The 17,883-nt window shown below is 58.9% G+C and carries 15 protein-coding genes; 8 read left to right on the top strand and 7 right to left on the bottom strand.

Translation table 11 applies throughout. From position 1 onward, the window contains the following. Together IVB48_RS23270 and IVB48_RS23265 are read left to right on the top strand one after the other, a co-directional pair. Positions 1 to 613, top strand: a 613-nt coding sequence (locus IVB48_RS23270) for an IS66 family transposase (protein WP_247403315.1), incomplete at its 5' end; no start/stop codon positions are given. After that, complete coding sequence (locus IVB48_RS23265; protein WP_346659011.1) at positions 514 to 1,218, top strand: IS66 family transposase; 705 nt, start codon at positions 514 to 516, stop codon at positions 1,216 to 1,218. The genes IVB48_RS23270 and IVB48_RS23265, both read left to right, overlap by 100 nt. 185 nt (positions 1,219 to 1,403) lie before the next feature. Here IVB48_RS23265 and IVB48_RS23260 read toward each other — a convergent pair whose 3' ends face one another. The 7 genes from IVB48_RS23260 to IVB48_RS23230 form a co-directional block, all read right to left on the bottom strand. Next, the gene (locus IVB48_RS23260) at positions 1,404 to 2,141 is read right to left on the bottom strand and encodes an outer membrane beta-barrel protein (RefSeq protein WP_247403313.1); all 738 of its coding nucleotides are present in this window, start codon (positions 2,139 to 2,141) and stop codon (positions 1,404 to 1,406) included. Between the two features lie 1,309 nt (positions 2,142 to 3,450). Then, a complete protein-coding gene (locus IVB48_RS23255) occupies positions 3,451 to 3,795 on the bottom strand; it encodes a hypothetical protein (RefSeq protein WP_247403311.1) in 345 nt (114 codons plus the stop codon). 121 nt (positions 3,796 to 3,916) lie between these two features. Next, entirely contained in the window at positions 3,917 to 4,285 is a 369-nt protein-coding gene (locus IVB48_RS23250; RefSeq protein ID WP_247403309.1) for a hypothetical protein, read from the bottom strand. A 671-nt stretch (positions 4,286 to 4,956) separates the two neighbouring features. Beyond that, the gene (locus IVB48_RS23245; RefSeq protein ID WP_039799450.1) at positions 4,957 to 5,985 is read right to left on the bottom strand and encodes an LLM class flavin-dependent oxidoreductase; all 1,029 of its coding nucleotides are present in this window, start codon (positions 5,983 to 5,985) and stop codon (positions 4,957 to 4,959) included. A gap of 209 nt (positions 5,986 to 6,194) precedes the next feature. Next, positions 6,195 to 7,271 (bottom strand): histidinol-phosphate transaminase, encoded by a 1,077-nt coding sequence (gene hisC / locus IVB48_RS23240; RefSeq protein ID WP_247403319.1) that lies wholly within the window; start codon positions 7,269 to 7,271, stop codon positions 6,195 to 6,197. A gap of 1,352 nt (positions 7,272 to 8,623) precedes the next feature. Continuing rightward, positions 8,624 to 9,343 (bottom strand): MerR family transcriptional regulator, encoded by a 720-nt coding sequence (locus IVB48_RS23235; protein ID WP_247403307.1) that lies wholly within the window; start codon positions 9,341 to 9,343, stop codon positions 8,624 to 8,626. A 1,699-nt stretch (positions 9,344 to 11,042) separates the two neighbouring features. Continuing rightward, on the bottom strand, positions 11,043 to 11,987 hold the full coding sequence (locus IVB48_RS23230) for a LysR family transcriptional regulator (protein WP_247403305.1): 945 nt from the start codon (positions 11,985 to 11,987) through the stop codon (positions 11,043 to 11,045). 442 nt (positions 11,988 to 12,429) lie between these two features. Here IVB48_RS23230 and IVB48_RS23225 point away from each other — a divergent pair, with 442 nt between their 5' ends. Genes IVB48_RS23225 through nodU form a run of 6 tightly spaced genes read left to right on the top strand, consistent with a single transcriptional unit; the run spans position 12,430 to position 17,879 of the window. Beyond that, positions 12,430 to 12,852, top strand: a complete 423-nt coding sequence (locus IVB48_RS23225; protein WP_247403318.1) for a response regulator — start codon at positions 12,430 to 12,432, stop codon at positions 12,850 to 12,852. Then, positions 12,843 to 13,475, top strand: coding sequence for a NodA family N-acyltransferase (locus IVB48_RS23220; RefSeq protein ID WP_247403303.1), 633 nt, complete (start codon positions 12,843 to 12,845; stop codon positions 13,473 to 13,475). The genes IVB48_RS23225 and IVB48_RS23220 overlap by 10 nt, the downstream gene beginning before the upstream one ends. After that, the gene (nodB, locus tag IVB48_RS23215; RefSeq protein ID WP_247403301.1) at positions 13,472 to 14,131 is read left to right on the top strand and encodes a chitooligosaccharide deacetylase NodB; all 660 of its coding nucleotides are present in this window, start codon (positions 13,472 to 13,474) and stop codon (positions 14,129 to 14,131) included. The genes IVB48_RS23220 and nodB overlap by 4 nt, the downstream gene beginning before the upstream one ends. A gap of 14 nt (positions 14,132 to 14,145) precedes the next feature. Next, positions 14,146 to 15,504, top strand: coding sequence for a chitooligosaccharide synthase NodC (nodC, locus tag IVB48_RS23210; RefSeq protein ID WP_247403297.1), 1,359 nt, complete (start codon positions 14,146 to 14,148; stop codon positions 15,502 to 15,504). Positions 15,505 to 15,525: 21 nt separating this feature from the next. Beyond that, entirely contained in the window at positions 15,526 to 16,155 is a 630-nt protein-coding gene (gene nodS / locus IVB48_RS23205) for a nodulation methyltransferase NodS (protein WP_247403292.1), read from the top strand. Positions 16,156 to 16,166: 11 nt separating this feature from the next. Beyond that, on the top strand, positions 16,167 to 17,879 hold the full coding sequence (gene nodU, locus IVB48_RS23200) for a nodulation protein NodU (RefSeq protein WP_247403289.1): 1,713 nt from the start codon (positions 16,167 to 16,169) through the stop codon (positions 17,877 to 17,879). Positions 17,880 to 17,883: the final 4 nt, after the last annotated feature.

Raw genomic sequence — 17,883 nt, 5'->3', positions numbered from 1 at the left:
TACGCTTTGCCCGTGCGGTTGCGGCGCCATGACGAAGATCGGCGAGGACGTCAGCCAGCGCCTCGACGTGATCCCGGCGCAATGGCGCGTGCTGATCACGCGCCGCCCGAAATACATCTGTCGCCATTGCTCGGGCCCTGTCGTGCAGGCGCACGCACCGGAGCACGTGGTGCCCAGCGGGCTGCCGACCGAAGCGGCGATTGCGCACGTGATCGTCTCCAAGTTTGGCGACCATACGCCGTTTTACCGCCAAGCCGAGATCTATGCGCGTCAGGGCATCCGACTTGATCGGGCGACACTGGGCAACTGGTCCGGCCGCGCCTGCTTCCATCTTCAGCCTATCGCGGACCACATGCGCCAGCGCCTAGCCATGGCGGATCGTCTGTTCATGGACGAAACCACGGCGCCGGTGCTCGATCCCGGGCGAGGCCACACGAAGAAGGGGTACTTCTGGGCGATCGTCTCCGACGACCGCGGCCACAGCGGCCCAAGTCCGCCGATCGTGCTGTTCCGATATGCCCCGGTCGCAGCGGTGCCTTTGCGGAGCAGTTCCTGGATGGCTTTTGCGGACACTTCCTGCAATGCGACGCCTATGACGGTTATGACCGGCTGACCGAAGTCGCTCGACCGCAAGGGCCGTGGATGCTCGTGCATTGCTGGAGCCATTTGCGCCGGCGCTTCGTCAAATTGGCCCGTAACAGCAAATCGCCGATCGCCGAGGCCGCCGTTCGGCACATCGCACAGCTTTACGCCATCGAAGCCATGGTGCGCGGCTCATCGCCGGACATCCGGCTGGCCGCGCGCAGGGAGCACTCGCTGCCCATAATCGCCGCGTTAAAGACTTGGTTCGAGAAACAGCTGTCGATGATCTCCAGCGGTTCGACGCTCGCCGAGGACATCCGCTACGCGCTCAATCACTGGCAGGGGCTGACCCGCTTCCTCGAAGACGGGCGCCTCGAGCTCGACACGAACCCGGTCGAGAACGCCATCCGGCCAGTCTGCCTGACCAGAAAAAATGCTCTCTTCGCCGGACATGAGGTCGGGGCTGAAAATTGGGCCTTGCTTGCGTCGCTCGTCGCCACCTGCAAGCTCAACGACATCAACCCGGCCGCCTACATCGCCGAAACACTCGAGGCCATCATCGACGGCCATCCCCATAGCAGAATCGAAGACCTCATGCCGTGGCGATTCCGCAAAGCGTCAAGCCAGCTCCAATAAGGGTCCCGGCTAAGCGCTTACGTTGTGGATGCCGCCACCCATCAATATGGGAGCGGTTTTTGGGCCTGGGTTGCGGCAACCTAGTCGCCTGGGATAACGGTATTGCTTGATGCAGCAAGCCTGCACTTGCAAAAACAAGCCCCGGCCATGGGCCGGGGCTTTCGATTCCTCGTTCGTACTGCTGATCAATATTTCAGAAGAAACGGGCCGCCGAACTTATAATTGAGCCGGGCAGTCAGAAGATCGAAATCCTGGCGGACGCGATCGGTTCCGCCTGCGGGCGCGGCGAAGTGCACCGCTCCGGGCTGCATGAATAGGTGGTCGTACTCGAGGCTGACCGACCAGCTCGGCGCGAAACCGTACTCAATCCCAGCTCCCAGCGCACCACCCCAAAGAATGTGGTCGCTCTTCCCAAGCTGCGCGCCCGTGAGGGTCGAGCTAATCTGATAGGTATTGCTCGTCACTGCGGCACCACCTTTGGCGTAAAATAATACGTTGTCTACGGCATAACCGATCTGCCCTGTTACCAGGCCGAACGCATCAATCTTGGTCTGGTTGATATCCGCAAACGCGACGCTGTCATTCGAGCCAGTCAAACCAGCCCAGTTCCCCTGGCCTTCAACACCAAGCACGATCTGGCCCGTCTGCCTTCGATACCCGATCTGGCCACCCACAGTACCGCCGGTCGCATCATGGCAGCCCTCAGGTGTGCCGCCATTGAAGTCCCAGCAATTCGCGCTTGAGCCCAAGCCGCCGTTCAAGCCGACGTAGTAGCCGCTCCAGTCATAGATCATAGCCGCAACAAGCTGCGGAGCTTTGCCATAGAGAGGCTGGACCGGCTGCGCAGCCAGATCCGCGCCGAATGCGGGCGCAATCGCGCCGAGCGCCACAATGCTTGCAGTCGCGAGCAACAAGTTCTTCATTTCTACTCTCATGTCTTGAGTGCCCCGAGCCTCGCGCGTCTTAACAACATCCGCACGGATAGCTGTAGCTGCACCGCAACATTTCGTCGGAAAGGAATGCTTGAACCGAACCCTGCGTCAGGTTGCGGCGTTGCGGATCACGCTTCGCAATGCTCTTTCGCGTGCGAACCAGATTGCGTGGCGTCGGCGAAAAGCGTGCTGCTGATCTCAGCGGATGAAGCGCACCGCAACCCACACGAGGCCCAGCCACACCGCAACCGAAAAGAGCAAAGCGCCTTGCAACGCCCTTGCTCTTATCCTGTGACGCCACCGAAGGAGCTGCGATGAGCAACCGGTGAAGCGCCGACCCCGTACAACAGATATCACGTCATCGTAATCTGCGAACCGGAAGTGAGAGCGATGCTTTCGAATATACGCCAGCCGCTCAGTGGGTGAGAGGCACTGCGCCCACACCTCCGATGCCTCATGATCAAAACACGCGCTATTCTCCAGGACCTCGGCGAGGCGCTCGTCAGGTTTCATGATGCATCCGCTGTAGTGACTATCGCGAATCGAGTTCTAGGAGGGGAGCCTAACCTTGGAAACCTCTCGGTTTAGGTAGGCGAGTTGAGAGATTTCAATTCGGCGGTCAATGCGGCGCTGATCCTGCGCGAGATGAAATTCGAAGTCGTGCGGTGGCTCTGGATCAGCCTTCTGGCCCAGTGCAGATGGACACGGGCATTGAACCGGCGTAGATGCCGCAGGAGAGTGAAAGGTGCTCCTTGTGGATGGTGTGCACCAGCGCTTGTTAGAATTCGGTCCGGCAATGGCTTCCGCGCATGCTAAGATCACACAAACGTACGTTGCAAGGTCCAGGGCCGGTCGCGAATACACGGCTGCCGATCCGATCATCCGTGAACGGCCGGCTCGCCGTCGTCACCGTCAGTGTCTCGGGTCAAATCGGCCAGCAGTCGCACCTTGCACCGCGCTGTTGGGACTGACTGCACGCGCGTGCCCTCCACGCCGCCTCCCGGTTTTGTGCTCGACGACCTGACGGCGCCCGGCGTTCGCCCTCTTGTGGCAGATCGGCAATTTCCTTGCTTGAGCAAGGCCGAATGCCGCATTAGGAACCACGACGTGCGGGAACTCGGAGCGGCGGCGGAGCAGAACTGCCGGAAGCCCTGGCTTGCGAGAGACCTCAGGCAGGCGGCAAGCGCACGCCGGTCCCTCGTTGAAGCAGGGCACGATGACATCCACGCTGGGCAAAGCACCGGTCTTGACCGGGTCGTACGGCGGCAGTGAGGCGCCGATCGCTGGAGCGGGTCCTGCATCAACGCGTCCTGGGATGAGCGCTGCAGATACCAACTTCGTTAAAAGGATCCTCAGGGCGGCGCGGTTCACTGGTCATGAACATCTTCATTGCAAAGTCGAGCGACCGGTATGCTCGATCGCGGGCCGCCTGCGGCAAATCAGGAGTTGCGTCAATCGCAGCGCGCGCGTCGCTCATAATCTTATCTTTTGCGGAAAGAAGCTTTGCATCTAGGATTACATGAAGCGTCTCTCGAACTTCAGGTGAGATCGCGCTATCGCCATCGATCAGTTCTCGAAATTTCCAAAATATACGCTCGACTGCTACCGTCGACCCGAGGACTGACATTAGCCTTGGTGACATCATTGGCCATCTCCTTCTCCAGCCTGAATCTCGGACTATCCCAGCGAAATTAGACCTGTCCGCGTCTCGCACCGGCGCGCGAGGCGACCCTGAACAGGCGAATGACTGGGATACATGTCGGCTGCTACACCCCAGCCGGCGTGAGACGGACGTTCAAGATATGCTCAGCGGAACTCGCAAGGTGCGATTTGCGAGCAAGGCACTTCTCTTTCCTGCGCTCCAAGCCGTAACTCGGTAGCGTGCGGTGGCTCACGTGCAAAACGGAGGGTATGCGCCGCTCCCCATTTGCCACAATACATGCAGCGGCATCGGAGTTGGACTTCTGCCACGCGCGCGTTTTGTGATTGCCTGGGTGCATCGACATCGAGCTTGCCGATCCCGCGATGGTGTGTTGGTCGTGCGCCACGTTGACCTCGATCATCTCTCGATTCTCGATTGGTCGTCCGATCCAGCTCAGAAAGGGCAGCAACTTAAACGCGCAGATCATTTCCATGTGCTGGATTCCGTATCTCGGATTGGTTTGTTTCGGCTACCATAACTGTCCTCGCCACTGCACGGCTATGCTGTGCAAACCGTGCATTTCACCCACCAGCGGCCACCGCGCTTCTCCGCGCGCAGCTTGCCGCGGCGGATCCGAGAGAGCACCCCTTCGGGGCTTATGTGGTTCATCGCTGCGTATCGCTGAACAGTGAGGTAGTCCTCATGCAGAGGCGGAGGGGGGCTAATTCCGTGCGCAGCCAGCAGAATGCGCAGCGAAGCCAACTCCGCCAGCACGATCTCGAGCTTACGCGCGATCTCCTCCATCTGGTCGGAGCGCTGCCGGGACCGCGTCACGACAGGCCCGCCCGTGCGATAAGCCACATCTTGGATTCGTGTGAAATGCGATCGACGAACTGGCGCGCCAAAGCGGGATGAGCGTGAGCCAACTCACCTGGCCAAGCAAACCACTGCGCGGGCAATATCAACGCACGCAAAATGGGAGGCACGGCATTTATTGCCCTCGAGACTACACCTTGGTGATGTAGTCGAAAGGGTCTCATGCGCGTAAGAGCCACTTGAGCCATAAGAGCGGCCTGACAAATGCATCCGGCTGCGGTGCTCATGGGCCTCGGTGTTGCCATTTATTGCATGGTCAAGGGCGAACTGCTTGGAATCGGCTCACCATCAGTGCTCCGCCGCCATGAGCTCGGAGTGAATCGCAGTTGCTGTGTTGAGGCAGGCATCCAGTGACAGAGATCCAAAGGCGAGCTGACAAAGGAGATAGTTGGCGCCTGCCTCTTCCACGTGATCGAGAAGAGTTTGGCGCACCGAAGCGCGGGATCCGACAACGCACAGTTCACTCTCAATTGCGGCATCCAAGGTTAGGGGCAGGTTGGATGGAGGCGGGATGTCATTGAGGTCGTACAAGAACTTAAAGCTCTTGAGCCAGGTTTCGTAGGCTGGCGCGGCGAGGGAGCGGGCGGCTGCCTCAGAGCTGGCAATTACGACCATGCGGAGTAATGCGAGAAATGGTGCTGAACCGTTGGTGTCATACTTCGCGTTTCCATGAGCGCGATAGCGATCTGTTACTTTGCGAACGGCAGAAGAGGGTCCCATGCACGCCAGATTAGCGCCATTCGCCGCCGCCCAATGCGCGGACTCTGGCCGATTTGTAGCAATCCATGTCGGGGGACAAGGACGCTGGTGAGGTGAAAGCGTCAAAGGAACGTCGCTCAGCGCAAAATGTTGCCCTTTGTACGAGAGCGGGCCGCCATTCATCGCGTTAACGAAGATTTGGGAAGCTTCCTCGTAACGGCTAGAGGCAACATCGGCTCCAACCCCAAAATAGCTCAGTTCGATCGGGAGGGAGCCGCGACCAAGGCCGACCTCGACTCTGCCGCTGCTCAGGTGATCCAACATGCAGATCTCCTCGAATGCCCGCAACGGGTGGTAGAGGTTGAGCAGCATGACCAACGGACCAACGCGAAGTCGCCGTGTGCGTTGTATGACGCTTGACAGAAACAAGTTCGGCGATGGACCGCGTCCATGGGGGGTGCAATGATGCTCTGCCAGATGATAGGCATAGAAACCGAGCCGGTCGTAGGCCTCCGCCAGCGCGAGGCGGTCCGCGTATTGCCTGGCGATATCGGGACCGTCCTCGTCAAGATGATCAAAAATGCCGCAGGTCAGGTTTGAGGGAAGAACGTTTCTCACTCAGTTATCTCCTATAGAGAGGACCGGAGTCCGCTAGGTTTTTGGGGTTCAAGAAGCGCTCGCTGGCGTGCATATGCCGCGAAGCCGTTCTCAGCAGCTCGCAATGCGCCGACCGGACAATGACTGACTGAGGCCGGTCGCGAAGCTGCATCATGTGTGGGTCCTGTTCGATGACGAACGGGGATCTGTGACCTGAGTGGAAGGGTTCACTAGCCACGGCATCCCACTTTCTTAAGAATGCTGCCGACAGCCGCAAGAAACGCATCCATCTGGCGCTTTGTACCGATGCTAACCCGAATGCACTCTTCCAGGCCGGGATCCGGAAAGAAGGCAACGAGGACGCTCTGGTCTTGCAACGCCGCCTGCCACCATCTGCCACCCTGGCCTACCGGCACACGGGCGAGGAGGAAGTTCGCGTGGGAAGGCGTTACGGAGAACCCAAATTCCGAGAGGGCGGCCGCTACGCGCTGACGCTCAAACCTGACGTGGCGATGGTTCTCCTCGTAGGCGTCGCGATGCGCAAGGACGCTCATGCCTACGGCATGAGCGACCACATTCATGTTAAAAACATTCTGGATGTTGCGAAGCCGCCCAATCAGCTCGGGATGGCCGAAACCGAAGCCGACGCGAATGCCAGCGGCGGAATGACTCTTGGAAAGCGTGCGCAGGACCAGAAGATTCGAATGGCGCTCAATGAGGCGTAGGCCGTCCTCAGGTGCGAAATCGACATAAGCTTCGTCCAATACGATCAATCGGTCAGACCGTGTAACGAGGCGCTCGATCTCAGCGACCGGAACGAAGGTTCCGGTCGGATTGTTCGGATTGGCCAGCAGAATGAACTTGGCATGTTTAGCCGGACCGAAAAGCAGCTCGTCCATCGGCAAGCAGTCGGGTTCAGACCAGGGAATTTCAATGAACCGGGCCCCTTGCAACATCGCAAGCTTGCGATTGAATGAGAAGCCGGGCGACATCATTGCGACGCCGTCGCCCGGGGCAAGAAAGGCTCTGTAAATGAGACTGAGGAGTTCAGACGATCCATTGCCGGCCATCACGCGATCAGTGGCAATCCCATAGGCCGCTGCGGCCGCTTGTCTCAAGCTGACATTGTCGTCTTCTGGATAGCGGTATTGCACCTCAAGAGCTGCAATCGCGCTTCGCATCACGATGGCTGGCACGGGAAATGGGTTCTCATTCGTGTTCAGTTTCACGCAAGCATTGTCCGCGGTGGGCCGCCCGGACGGCAGAGCATCCAATTCGCGAGCCACCGGCGAGAGCGAGGAAAGCATAGTTTGCAGTTTTGCATCCAATTTGGTGTTCTTCCTTTTGTCGGCGAGGGCAGTTGATGGCCTTCATCGAGCCTACGTGATGCGCGCGCTGTGTTCGGAGCCGGGAAGCGCAAGGCGTGCTCAAATGTGAGGGGTGGGGTGCATAGGCGGGCTCAGATCTAAGCGCCGCACCGGATCCGAGCCCGTCTCAAAGTCCGCGGTGATCAGCACGGATCGGATCAGGCGGGCGCACGGCGTTATCCCGGCGAATACCTGTTTCAAGAGGGGAGGAAACGCCACGTCCACTCGGCCGAACAGCGCTGCTAACGTGGCTTGAACTCGCGTAATCCGCAGACAGACTGCGCACGCCTGACATGTTGCCACAAGCTACGTTCCTTCTAAAGAGGTCCGCGCAGCTCACTCCCGAGAGCGAGGTGCGCATCAGTGTCACTAGGTGGAAGAAGACACGATGTTCGTCGGCCTTACGATTGTGGAAGTGATGCTCATTCCAGTGGTACCAGACGAATGGGAACGTACTCTTCGGGCGGCCGTTCGGGCGCGCACGACAGCTCTGATAGCATTGCCGCGAGGGCGAGAAATGCCGCGAGTGCGGCGACTGCGACGCACGTGACCAGCGCGTAATCGCGAGGCCTAGGATGGTTCATCATTCAACGCTCCGTGCGGTGTTGGTGCGGGCGGTCAGGTCTGCGCGACCACGTCGACGGTATTGTCGCGCCAGCGGTAAACGATGGACCCAGGAGCGGCATTGTCTCCCTTGGAGTCGAATCGAACCGTGGCAATGGCCCTTTCGATTGAGCCCGAGGTTCGGCCGCAGCGACCCGCGTGGCATCGACGGTGCCCGCCGTCTGACCGAGCCTGCCCATGCTTGAACTGGGGCATAAGCGTAGCCTGCAACCTGCGGCAGATTGGCTTGAAGCCTTGAGCTTGGCGACATCGGCTGCCCCTGCAGCATTCTTCGTCGAGTGCGGCCTGGAGCTAAAGAGCGTGCCGTTTGCGGAGTCGCCGGCAATGGCCAAAGACGTGCATCCACCGAATTGCCCTCGCCCAGCGCTCTCACCGGGAACTTCCAAAAGTGGTGCAGATCATTGGAGTCTCCATCGGCCTAGCCGGCGCTCTGTCCGCCGCCCCGCCGCTGCGTCGATACTTTTAGAAGGTACAATTTGACGCTACGTACGGATCAAGTACTTCGAAGCGTGCTCGTCGAGCTTGGCAGAGCGAAGTCCCCAAGAGTGCCGACAACGCACATTCGCAGGCGAATTGCTACGGGCCAACGATCCTCAGTCAGACAAGGATCAGCATCAGCTCATTCAGTTAGAGACATTTGAGCAACCGAGTCCGGGCAGCCGGGTGCGTCAACTCTTTCCGAGCTGGCTCTCCAGCGCGGCGAGGGCGAGATCCAGGTATCGCATGAGGCTCGCATCCCAGCCGGCGAGATTGTGTGGTTCAGTCAATCGCGTCAGCACCTTCAGTATCATCGAGACAGTCGAATCAACTCCTGCGATCTCAGTCAGCAGCGAACGGGCCTGACGCGCGACCGCATTTGGTCGCTCACTGCATGGCGGCTCGCCCCGATCCATGCAGCTTCGTAGCTCATCCCGAATCTTGCGCCACCGATCTTCGCGGCTAGCGTTAGAGGCGCATGTGCAGATGGCCGAGGGGGCACGTTCCTGAATCCGCGACATTGCATCTAACGTGGCCGGCAGCTCGTCGACACTAACTTCTGTCTCACCTTGCGTCGTCATATTGCGCAATCGATCCCGTAATAATGTCGCCCGCGCGACTTGAATTTCAATTCGCTCGAGATGGTTGCGCAATAGGTCCGTGAGAGACGACCGCCCCTCGATGGCTTTGCGGATCTCAGGAAGCGAGAAGCCGAGCTCACGCAGCGCCCGTATCTGACAGACGCGTTGTAGGCTTTCACGATCGTACATGCGGTGACCGCCACCGGTACGTTCCGCGACCGTCAACAACCCCGTATGTTCGTAATGATGCAGAGTGCGTACCGTTACACCGGTCGCCTCTGCAAGTTCTCCAATGCGCCATCGGCGCCGTCGTGGTGTGGCTTTTGTCATGGTCCTCAATTTGCAAGCCTACAACCTGACGTCACGTGAGAATCAAGTGATTTCAATGATCTAGATGATGGTGTCTTGCTGCGAACCCCAGGAGCACTGAGCGCATGCTGTTAATCAATCAGCCGAGACAAGTGCAAGCATCAAGTTCGCCAGCGACGCCAATTCGTCCCTCGCTGCGCGTTGCATCACAAGCCTGGCGATCGCTACGCCATTCTCGCCGGTTCGCATGCATGTCGGTAAAGACGCGATTGCTCGATCAAAAAGGTTTCCCAATCTCGCGAGATCCTCCGGGTCGTAGACTCCGCTCGGCTTCTCCAACAGTAAGCTCCTTTGATTGCGGCACCTTCGCTGCACGTGGCGAAGCCGTTTGGCTGTGGTAGGGCAAAAAGGAGACGGAGCGGCGACGTGCGCGAAAGAATGTGACAGGTGCGTTCGTGTGGTGCCGTTGTGCAACACGGCGTTTGCCTCCCTTTTGTCCAACACTGCCTGACCGAAACTGTGCGATTTCCGCTGGATGCTGCCGCAGCAGCGGCCATTTGCTGTCTGATCGCCACGCGAAGCGAAAGCAGGCACATGCCGCCCCGCTTGCTCTTGAGACAGAGCTTCACGAACGGCGGCCCAGACACAGCACTGATCTGATCAGATGGGTGGCGCGGCCGCCGCCTCGGCACCCAGCAGCGTTTTCGACGCGCTGCTAGTCTGTTGACGGCTTTGTGGCCGCGAAGGCGTTGTTCGCGCAGGACAACATCGGGTTTTGGAAATGCCACAAGATGATGGGGCTCTTCAGCGGCGCAAGTCCGCGACGCAAAGCTCCAGTATAATGAGAGAAGGCGGGCCGCAAAACCATTTCCGGCCCGTATCTGAACGCAAGCGCACCTCGCGCGGTTGGCGAAACGTTACTCGCGATTGAGGACGAGCCTCGAAGGATCGCTCCGATATCCGTTGGACGTGGAGGCGCTCAAAACGAGTCAACACGCCCCCGGCGCAGCGCGGCCGCGCCGGGAAAACAACGACGTGCCATAGCTCCTACAGCAATAACTCGCATATCCAGACGTGAGCCGGATCAGTGTTGCGCAGCACAGTCCAGCTGTCGCGGGTAATGGCTTGCTCGTCCAGAAGCTCACTCACTTTCATCCTCGAACAGTATCGCTTTGGTGTGCGAGCTGGACATAGATGCTTTGGGTAAGATTGGCAAATCATGTTACCGCACCGAAGTAGCTCTTCGAAGTCAGCGGTGAGGGGCCGCAACTCGGGACTAATGGCGGCGGCATCCCGCGCGCGACGCGCCACGACACTTTCGAAAATAACACCACTGTCGCGAGGTCCGAAAGGATGACCTGCACCCACCATCCGATGTGGTGCTTTGGCATTGCTGCTGCGATCGCCGGGACCGTAGACGGCAAGGAGAATGCCCGCCGGAGGCCAAGAGCGGTGCGGGTGCCTACCAGTGTCCACGTTTGCAGCCTCGATCGCAGGTGTTGGTCTGCAACCTGACGCGGTGTACGATTCAAGGGATTTTAGTGCCAAGCCAGATTTCGTTCACCTGATTGGCCGGATCACTTCGCGAGCTCTGAGCTCAGCTCATGTAGAACAGTGCGATGCAGCCGTCGTATCAGCGGAAAGTCATGCGGAGCGCCGCCGAACGAGCTGTATGAAGCGCAAGAAGAACAGAGAGTAGGTCGCAAACGGCCGAACAATCCTAGAAGGGGCCGTGACATTGGTTGGTCTTGGGCGGAGAGACCATCATGGATGCCTCTTGCAAGAACATGTTGCGCATCCAAATGCTTGCAGGATCAGTATTATGAATGGCCGGCCACTGGACGGCCTCGGTGAATGTGAGAAGTCGCAGCGGCGGTTCGATGACCCGCAGGGGCATCGTGTCTGCGAAATGGCTGACCAGTCTTGAGGGCATACTCGCTATACGGTTGGTGCCCAATAACATAGGCGGAATCATACCAAAACCCTGCACTGCGACCTCGGTGCGTATCTTGAAACCATGCTCGAGCAAGAGCCATTCGTGGAAGGAGGGCCTCAGGGAGCCCCCGAACCGGGCTTCCACGTGCCCGATCGACATGTATTTCTCGAACGTAAGTCGCGGCGCCAGCTGCTTGTTCATGGGGCAGCCCACGCAAACGAACGTGTCCTCGAACAGTGCCGCCTTGGGATGCGCACTCGACATGAACATCTCCGGATACATGAGAAAATCGACTTCACCGCGCCGGAGAAGTTCATCGGGTTCCTCTAAGGGCGGCAGCAACTCGAAATTGATCGTCGGAGCTTCCCGCGCGACGCGGTCCACGATTCTTCGAAGAAACACGACAGTCATGAAGTCGGACAGGATGATCCTGAAGCGCCGACTCGATTGAGACGGAGTGAAGCCCTCCGGAGAGATGATGGAGAGCTGAATGTGAGCGAGAGCCTCGCGAATTGGGGCTGCGAGCGCTTGAGCCCGCGGCGTTGGGACAAGCTTCCGGCCCCTCATCGTGAATAGCTCATCGCGAAAGTAAGTGCGAAGCCGCGCGACGGCAGCACTCATGGCAGGTTGACTGAGGTTGATGCTTCTTGCCGCCGCAGTGAGATTGCCTTGCGTCACCAGGGCGTCGAACGCGACGAGGAGATTCAGATCGAGGCCCTTGAAACGCATAATCTTGAGTGATCCACCGTATGAATGTGTTCTATCGATACAATCGATTTTACCATTTGTACCGACTGAGGATAGCAAAGGATAGTTTAGCGAGATGCCAGATCTATCAGAATGGTTACAAATCGTAGCGCGTCTCAGCCCAGCGCCAGGGATCGATCAAGACATCTGGACCGTGCGGTCGCAGTTTCGCGCGTGTTGCGCAAGTCCTATCTCGGCGAGCTAGCACGGTGGGGATCCCCAAATGTGCGTGGGCGTATAGGACGAGCAAACCATCGTATGGCTTCGCCAACCCATTCTATACCGGCCGTGTACCGCTGTAGAATTGAGCAAACGCTTAACCTGACCGTAGATTTCCCTCCAGTTGGACCCCTTCGGTTGCGGGTGCCAAATGTGTTTTGGTCGCATCCGATTGCGTCCTTGCTGCGGAGAAATCGTGCCGAACATGCAAGCGAAGGCGTCCTTGGCGAATCTGATGCGAGTTGCGCACACGCTCGACGTCGTATCCATTGTGAATGCACATCGGGCAGTGCGTGAAGCCCTGACAGATGTGGTGTTTTCCGCTGGCTACGTACCCGAACCCTTCGAGAGCGCAGACGAGTTCTTGAAATCGGGCCGCCGTTTGATCACGTCGTGCTTGATCGCGGACATGCAGTCGAGCGTGATGAGTGGCTTTGAGCTTTTTCATCATCTGGCTGGATCCGGAGGCGCGATTCCCACCGTTCTGCTCACAGACAACTCCGAAGACGATATGAGTCGAATCCTGCAAGCTGGACTCCAGTTCTTGAGCAAGCCTTTCGAGCGCAGCGAGCTGTTGGCCTGCGTCAGGAGCCAGATAATGAATAGGAATTACTCTCTATGGAAATGATCGCGCCCGGATCCACACGAGGTGTTTCGGCGCGCCCTCCAGTTCGTTGGAGGCTGTGCTGGGAGAATGAGCTTCAACTTGCTGACCATATTGAATTGTCCGACTTCTTCCGGAAGACCTATGGTCCGACCGGGGCATTCAATGCAAAGCCCTTTGAGGGTCATCGAAGCTGGGCCGGCGCAAGGCCTGAGATTCGCGCAATCGGCTATGATGATCGTGGTGTTGCGATTCACATCGGCGCACTGCGCCGCTTCATAAAAGTGGGTGAGGTCGATCTGCTTGTGGCTGAACTCGGATTGTACGGGGTACGCCCGGATCTCGAGGGGCTCGGAATCAGCCACTCCATCCGCGTGATGTATCCCGTATTGCGAGATCTTGGGGTGCCGTTCGGTTTTGGCACGGTCCGATCTGCCCTGCAGAAACATATTACCAGGCTGCTCGGGCGACAGGGATTAGCGACTGTTCTGCCAGGGCTCCGTGTCCGGTCCGCTCGTCCGGATATCTATCTCACTGTGCCTCCGACGCGCGTGGAGGACGTGGTCGGCCTCGTTCTGCCGATTGCGAGGCCAATGAGCGAATGGCCGGCCGGTGAGATGATTGAACGGAACGGGCCAGAACTGTGACGTCTGCAGACAACGAGACTGAAGCGCGGAGCGACTGCGCCGACTCCGGCGGAGAGCGCTGTGTCTATCTGACGTTTGATGATGGTCCCAACCCGCATTGCACGCCGGCTATCCTGGATGTGCTGGCGCAGCATCGGGCCCCCGCCACTTTCTGCGTGATTGGTGCATATGCAGCGGGCCAGCCGGAGCTGATCCAGCGCATCATTGCAGAAGGCCACGAACTCGCAAACCACACAATGACGCACCCGGATTTATCCAAATGCATGCCGGATGAGGTGGAACACGAGATCCTAACGACGAACAAGGTCATCGGAATGGCCTGCCCGCGAGCCTCTGTGCGGCACATGCGTGCGCCGTATGGGACTTGGACCAAGGAGGCCCTCGCCGCGTCGGCGAAGGCCGAACTGGCAGCCCTGCACTGGTCAGTGGACCCGCAAGACTGGTCTCGTCCTGGCGGCGAGGCGATTGTTGCCGCGGTGCTGGCCTCGGTCCGGCCGGGAGCAATCGTGCTCCTGCACGACGGGTGCCCTCCCGACGAGTTGAAACGCTGCCCTCACTCTGGTCGGCGCGACCAGACTGTGACGGCGCTCGCCCAGCTCATTCCAGCACTGCATGACCTTGGATTTGCAATCCGGTCGCTTCCTCAAACTCACTGAATAGATCAAATCACATGAGCCTGCTTGCCACCATCAGCACCGCTGCTGTTGCCTCCTACGCTTTGCTCTCCAGCGTCCATAAGAGCGCGCAGGCGCTTTATGCGCTGCGAACCGACGCCTCACTGCCGCCGTACGACGTCGTCGAGAGCGCAGCTCTGCCCAGCGTGGATATCATCGTGCCCTGCTTCAACGAGGATCCGCGCACGCTGGCGGCCTGCCTGAAATCTCTCGCAACCCAGGATTACCCAGGGCGATTGCAGGTGTATGTGGTCGATGACGGCTCTGCAAATGTCGGTGCAGTGGCCCCGGTCCATGGGAGCTACGCGTATGACCCGAGGTTCACCGTCATTCTGCTGCCAAGTAACGTTGGAAAGCGTAAGGCGCAGATCGCAGCGATCCGCCGGTCGTTCGGCGATCTTGTGCTCAACGTCGATTCCGATACGGAGATCGCCAGCGACGTGGTCAGCAAACTCGTACGCAAGATGCAGGATCCAGCCGTCGGCGCGGCCATGGGGCAATTGACGGCCAGCAACCGGAACGACAGCTGGCTGTCCCGATTGATCGACATGGAGTACTGGTTGGCTTGCAACGAGGAGCGCGCGGCGCAGACGCGCTTTGGTGCCGTCATGTGCTGCTGCGGGCCGTGTGCCATGTACCGCCGCTCCGCGCTGCTGTTGCTGCTGGACCAGTACGAGACGCAGTTCTTCCGGGGAAAGCCGAGCGACTTCGGTGAGGACCGCCATCTGACGATCCTCATGCTCCAAGCAGGGTTTCGAACCGAGTACGTTCCGGACGCCATCGCCGCCACGGTGGTCCCGGACAGGCTCTTGCCTTATCTGCGGCAACAGCTCCGCTGGGCGCGGAGCACTTACCGCGACACGCTGCTGGGTTTGCACCTGTTGCCCGGCCTGGACCGGTACCTTACGCTCGACGTGCTCGGACAGAACCTCGGGCCGCTGCTGCTCGCCATCTCGTCGATTGCCGCGCTCGCTCAGCTCGCGGTCACCGGCACCGTGCCCTGGTGGACCGGCCTGACCATCGTCGCGATGACCGTGATTCGATGCAGCGTGGCGGCCCTTCGTGCCGGCGAGCTTCGATTTATCGGCTTCTCGCTGCACACGCCGATCAACATCTTCCTCCTGCTCCCGATGAAAGCCTATGCGCTCTGTACCTTGAGCAACAGCGACTGGCTCTCGCGCAAAGTAGCGAAATCATCAGACGTCGATGAGTCGAAGGCATCGATCGAAGACGAGACAAATGGACCAAGCCTTAACCCGGCATCGGAAACGCCTGGCTCAATTCGCGGGGCAGGTCTTTCGCGCGCTTCCTCGCAGCTGATCGCGTCTGATGGCATTGCGGCCGCGACTGACTGACAGCTTTGAGGGGATTTAGTGGTGAGCGTGGACAAGACATATCAATCGTTGCAACGGGAGCTGACCAACGATGACCCGTGGCGGCTTGACGACAATCCGTTCGAACGTGAGCGTCACACCCAATTGCTACGGCTATCGCTGTCGAACGGCGCCGTCTCAACCGGCCTCGAGATCGGGTGCGCGGCCGGTGCATTCACAGAAAAGCTTGCTCCTCACTGCAAGCGGCTCACGGTCATCGATGTTATGCCGCGAGCGATCGGTCGAGCGGTCCAGCGGACCAAGAGGTGGTCGCATATCAGCTGGGCGGCGAGCGATATTCTGCAGTTCTGGACCGAAGAGCTGTTCGATCTGATCGTGGTCGCCGAAGTTCTCTACTATCTCGAAGACATGACACGGATGCGTACCGCAATCGACAAAATGGTGAAGATGCTTGCTCCAGGTGGGCATCTGGTCTTCGGATCTGCACGTGATGCCACCTGCAGGCGATGGGGGCATGTCGCTGGCGCCGAGACAGTCATCACGATTTTGGCTGAAGTGCTCATTGAGGTCGAACGCGTGCAGTGCCAGGGGCAGTCGGCGGACGAAGACTGCTTGTTGGTCCGCTTTCGCAATCCGGAGCGATCTTCGATTTGTTCTAACGGCCGAGCTTGAAAGGAGCTACGATGCGCATTTGCGGTATTAAGTTGACGCATGACGGGGCAGTCGCTCTGATCGAGGACGGCCGGGTGGTGTTTTGTGTCGAACAGGAGAAGCTAAACAACAATCCTCGTTATCAAACCATCGACAACCTGGATGCCGTTGTTCGCGCCTTGGCGGAGCACGGGCTGGATCCGAGCGATGTTGATCAGTTCGTCATTGATGGCTGGGATGGAGAGTTCGAGTCACAGTTTGAAGTCCTTAGTGGGACGACGACCATCAAGCTCAAGGGCGCGCCGTATGTCGAACGGCAAGGCGATAGCCCCCTGACGTCCCGCGATCGGATCGGCCTCATGCTTGATGGGAAGCTATATCCCTATCAAAGCTATCCCCATGTCACCGGGCACGTAGCATCCGCATACTGCGCCAGCTCGTTTGCCAAATCCGGACAATCTGCTTTCTGCTTGGTGTGGGACGGCTGCATGTTTCCGCGCCTCTACTATGTAGAGCCCCACGGCATCCGGTTCATCGAGTGCCTGTTTCCGATCATAGGTCACGCCTATGCGACGGCAGGACATCACTTTGGACCTTACAGGCGGGCAGACCGGACCAGCTGGGATCTCGGTATTGCCGGCAAGCTGATGGCCTATATCGCGCTGGGATCGCCCGACGAGGATTGTATTGAGACGTTTCATGAACTTTATGAGGCGCACTTTGCCACGGATGCTGAGGGCGCTTGTCCTGAGCTTGAAGAGATCAACAGCTCACAATCGCCACTTGAAGCTCTGCACGATTTCTTCGATGCGTGCGCAATGCGATTGAAGGAAAAACAGGCCCAAGACGTCCTTGCGTCATTTCACGTGTTTCTAGAGCGTCTGCTGGTTCGCACCATTGCTGATGTGGTGGAGCGGCATTCGAATCTTGCGGGGGCGCGTAACCTCTGCATAGCCGGCGGCTGTGGCCTGAATATTAAGTGGAATAGTGCATTTCGTGCGACAGGCCTGTTCGATTTCGTGTGGGTGCCGCCCTTTCCGAACGACAGCGGCTCAGCCATTGGTGCTGCTTGCTCTGCATTGGCGGCACAGCAAGGCTTTAGAGCTCTGGAATGGTCGGTCTACAGCGGACCGGCCGTGCGTCCCAGCGAAGTCCCGCCCGAATGGGAGGGCGCGCCCTGCACTATGGGCCAACTTGCGGCAATCCTCGCTTGCGACAAGCCCGTGGTCTTCCTTGCCGGGCGTGCCGAGCTCGGGCCGCGAGCCTTGGGTGGCAGAAGCATTCTCGCGGCTGCGAGCTGGGAAGGAATGAAAGATCATCTCAACGACATCAAACTTCGTGAGCATTTCAGGCCGGTAGCGCCGATATGCCTGGAGGATCGTGCCGCGGAGATTTTTAGCCCTGGAATACCTGATCCGTACATGCTGTTCGATCACCAGACGCGACCAGAATGGCGGGACAAAATTCCCGCCGTCGTGCATCTCGATGGATCTGCTCGTCTACAAACCGTTTCTAGAACCTCTCAGCATAAAGTGGCCGAGCTTCTCGTCGAATACGAGAAGCTCACAGCCATTCCGCTGCTTTGCAATACCAGCGCCAATCTGCATGGACGCGGCTTTTTCCCGGATGCTGCCGCCGCGTGCCAGTGGGGACGCGTCGATCACGTATGGTGTGACGGCCTGCTTTGGACAAAAAAGCGCGCAAGCGAGGAAGCGGCGGGAACAACGTCCGTCGCGATGGCGTAAGCAA

It is taken from the genome of Bradyrhizobium sp. 76, from assembly GCF_023073025.1.
GTDB lineage: Bacteria > Pseudomonadota > Alphaproteobacteria > Rhizobiales > Xanthobacteraceae > Bradyrhizobium.
The sequence above is the reverse complement of the archived record's forward strand: the minus strand, read 5'-3'. Positions and strand labels throughout refer to the sequence as shown.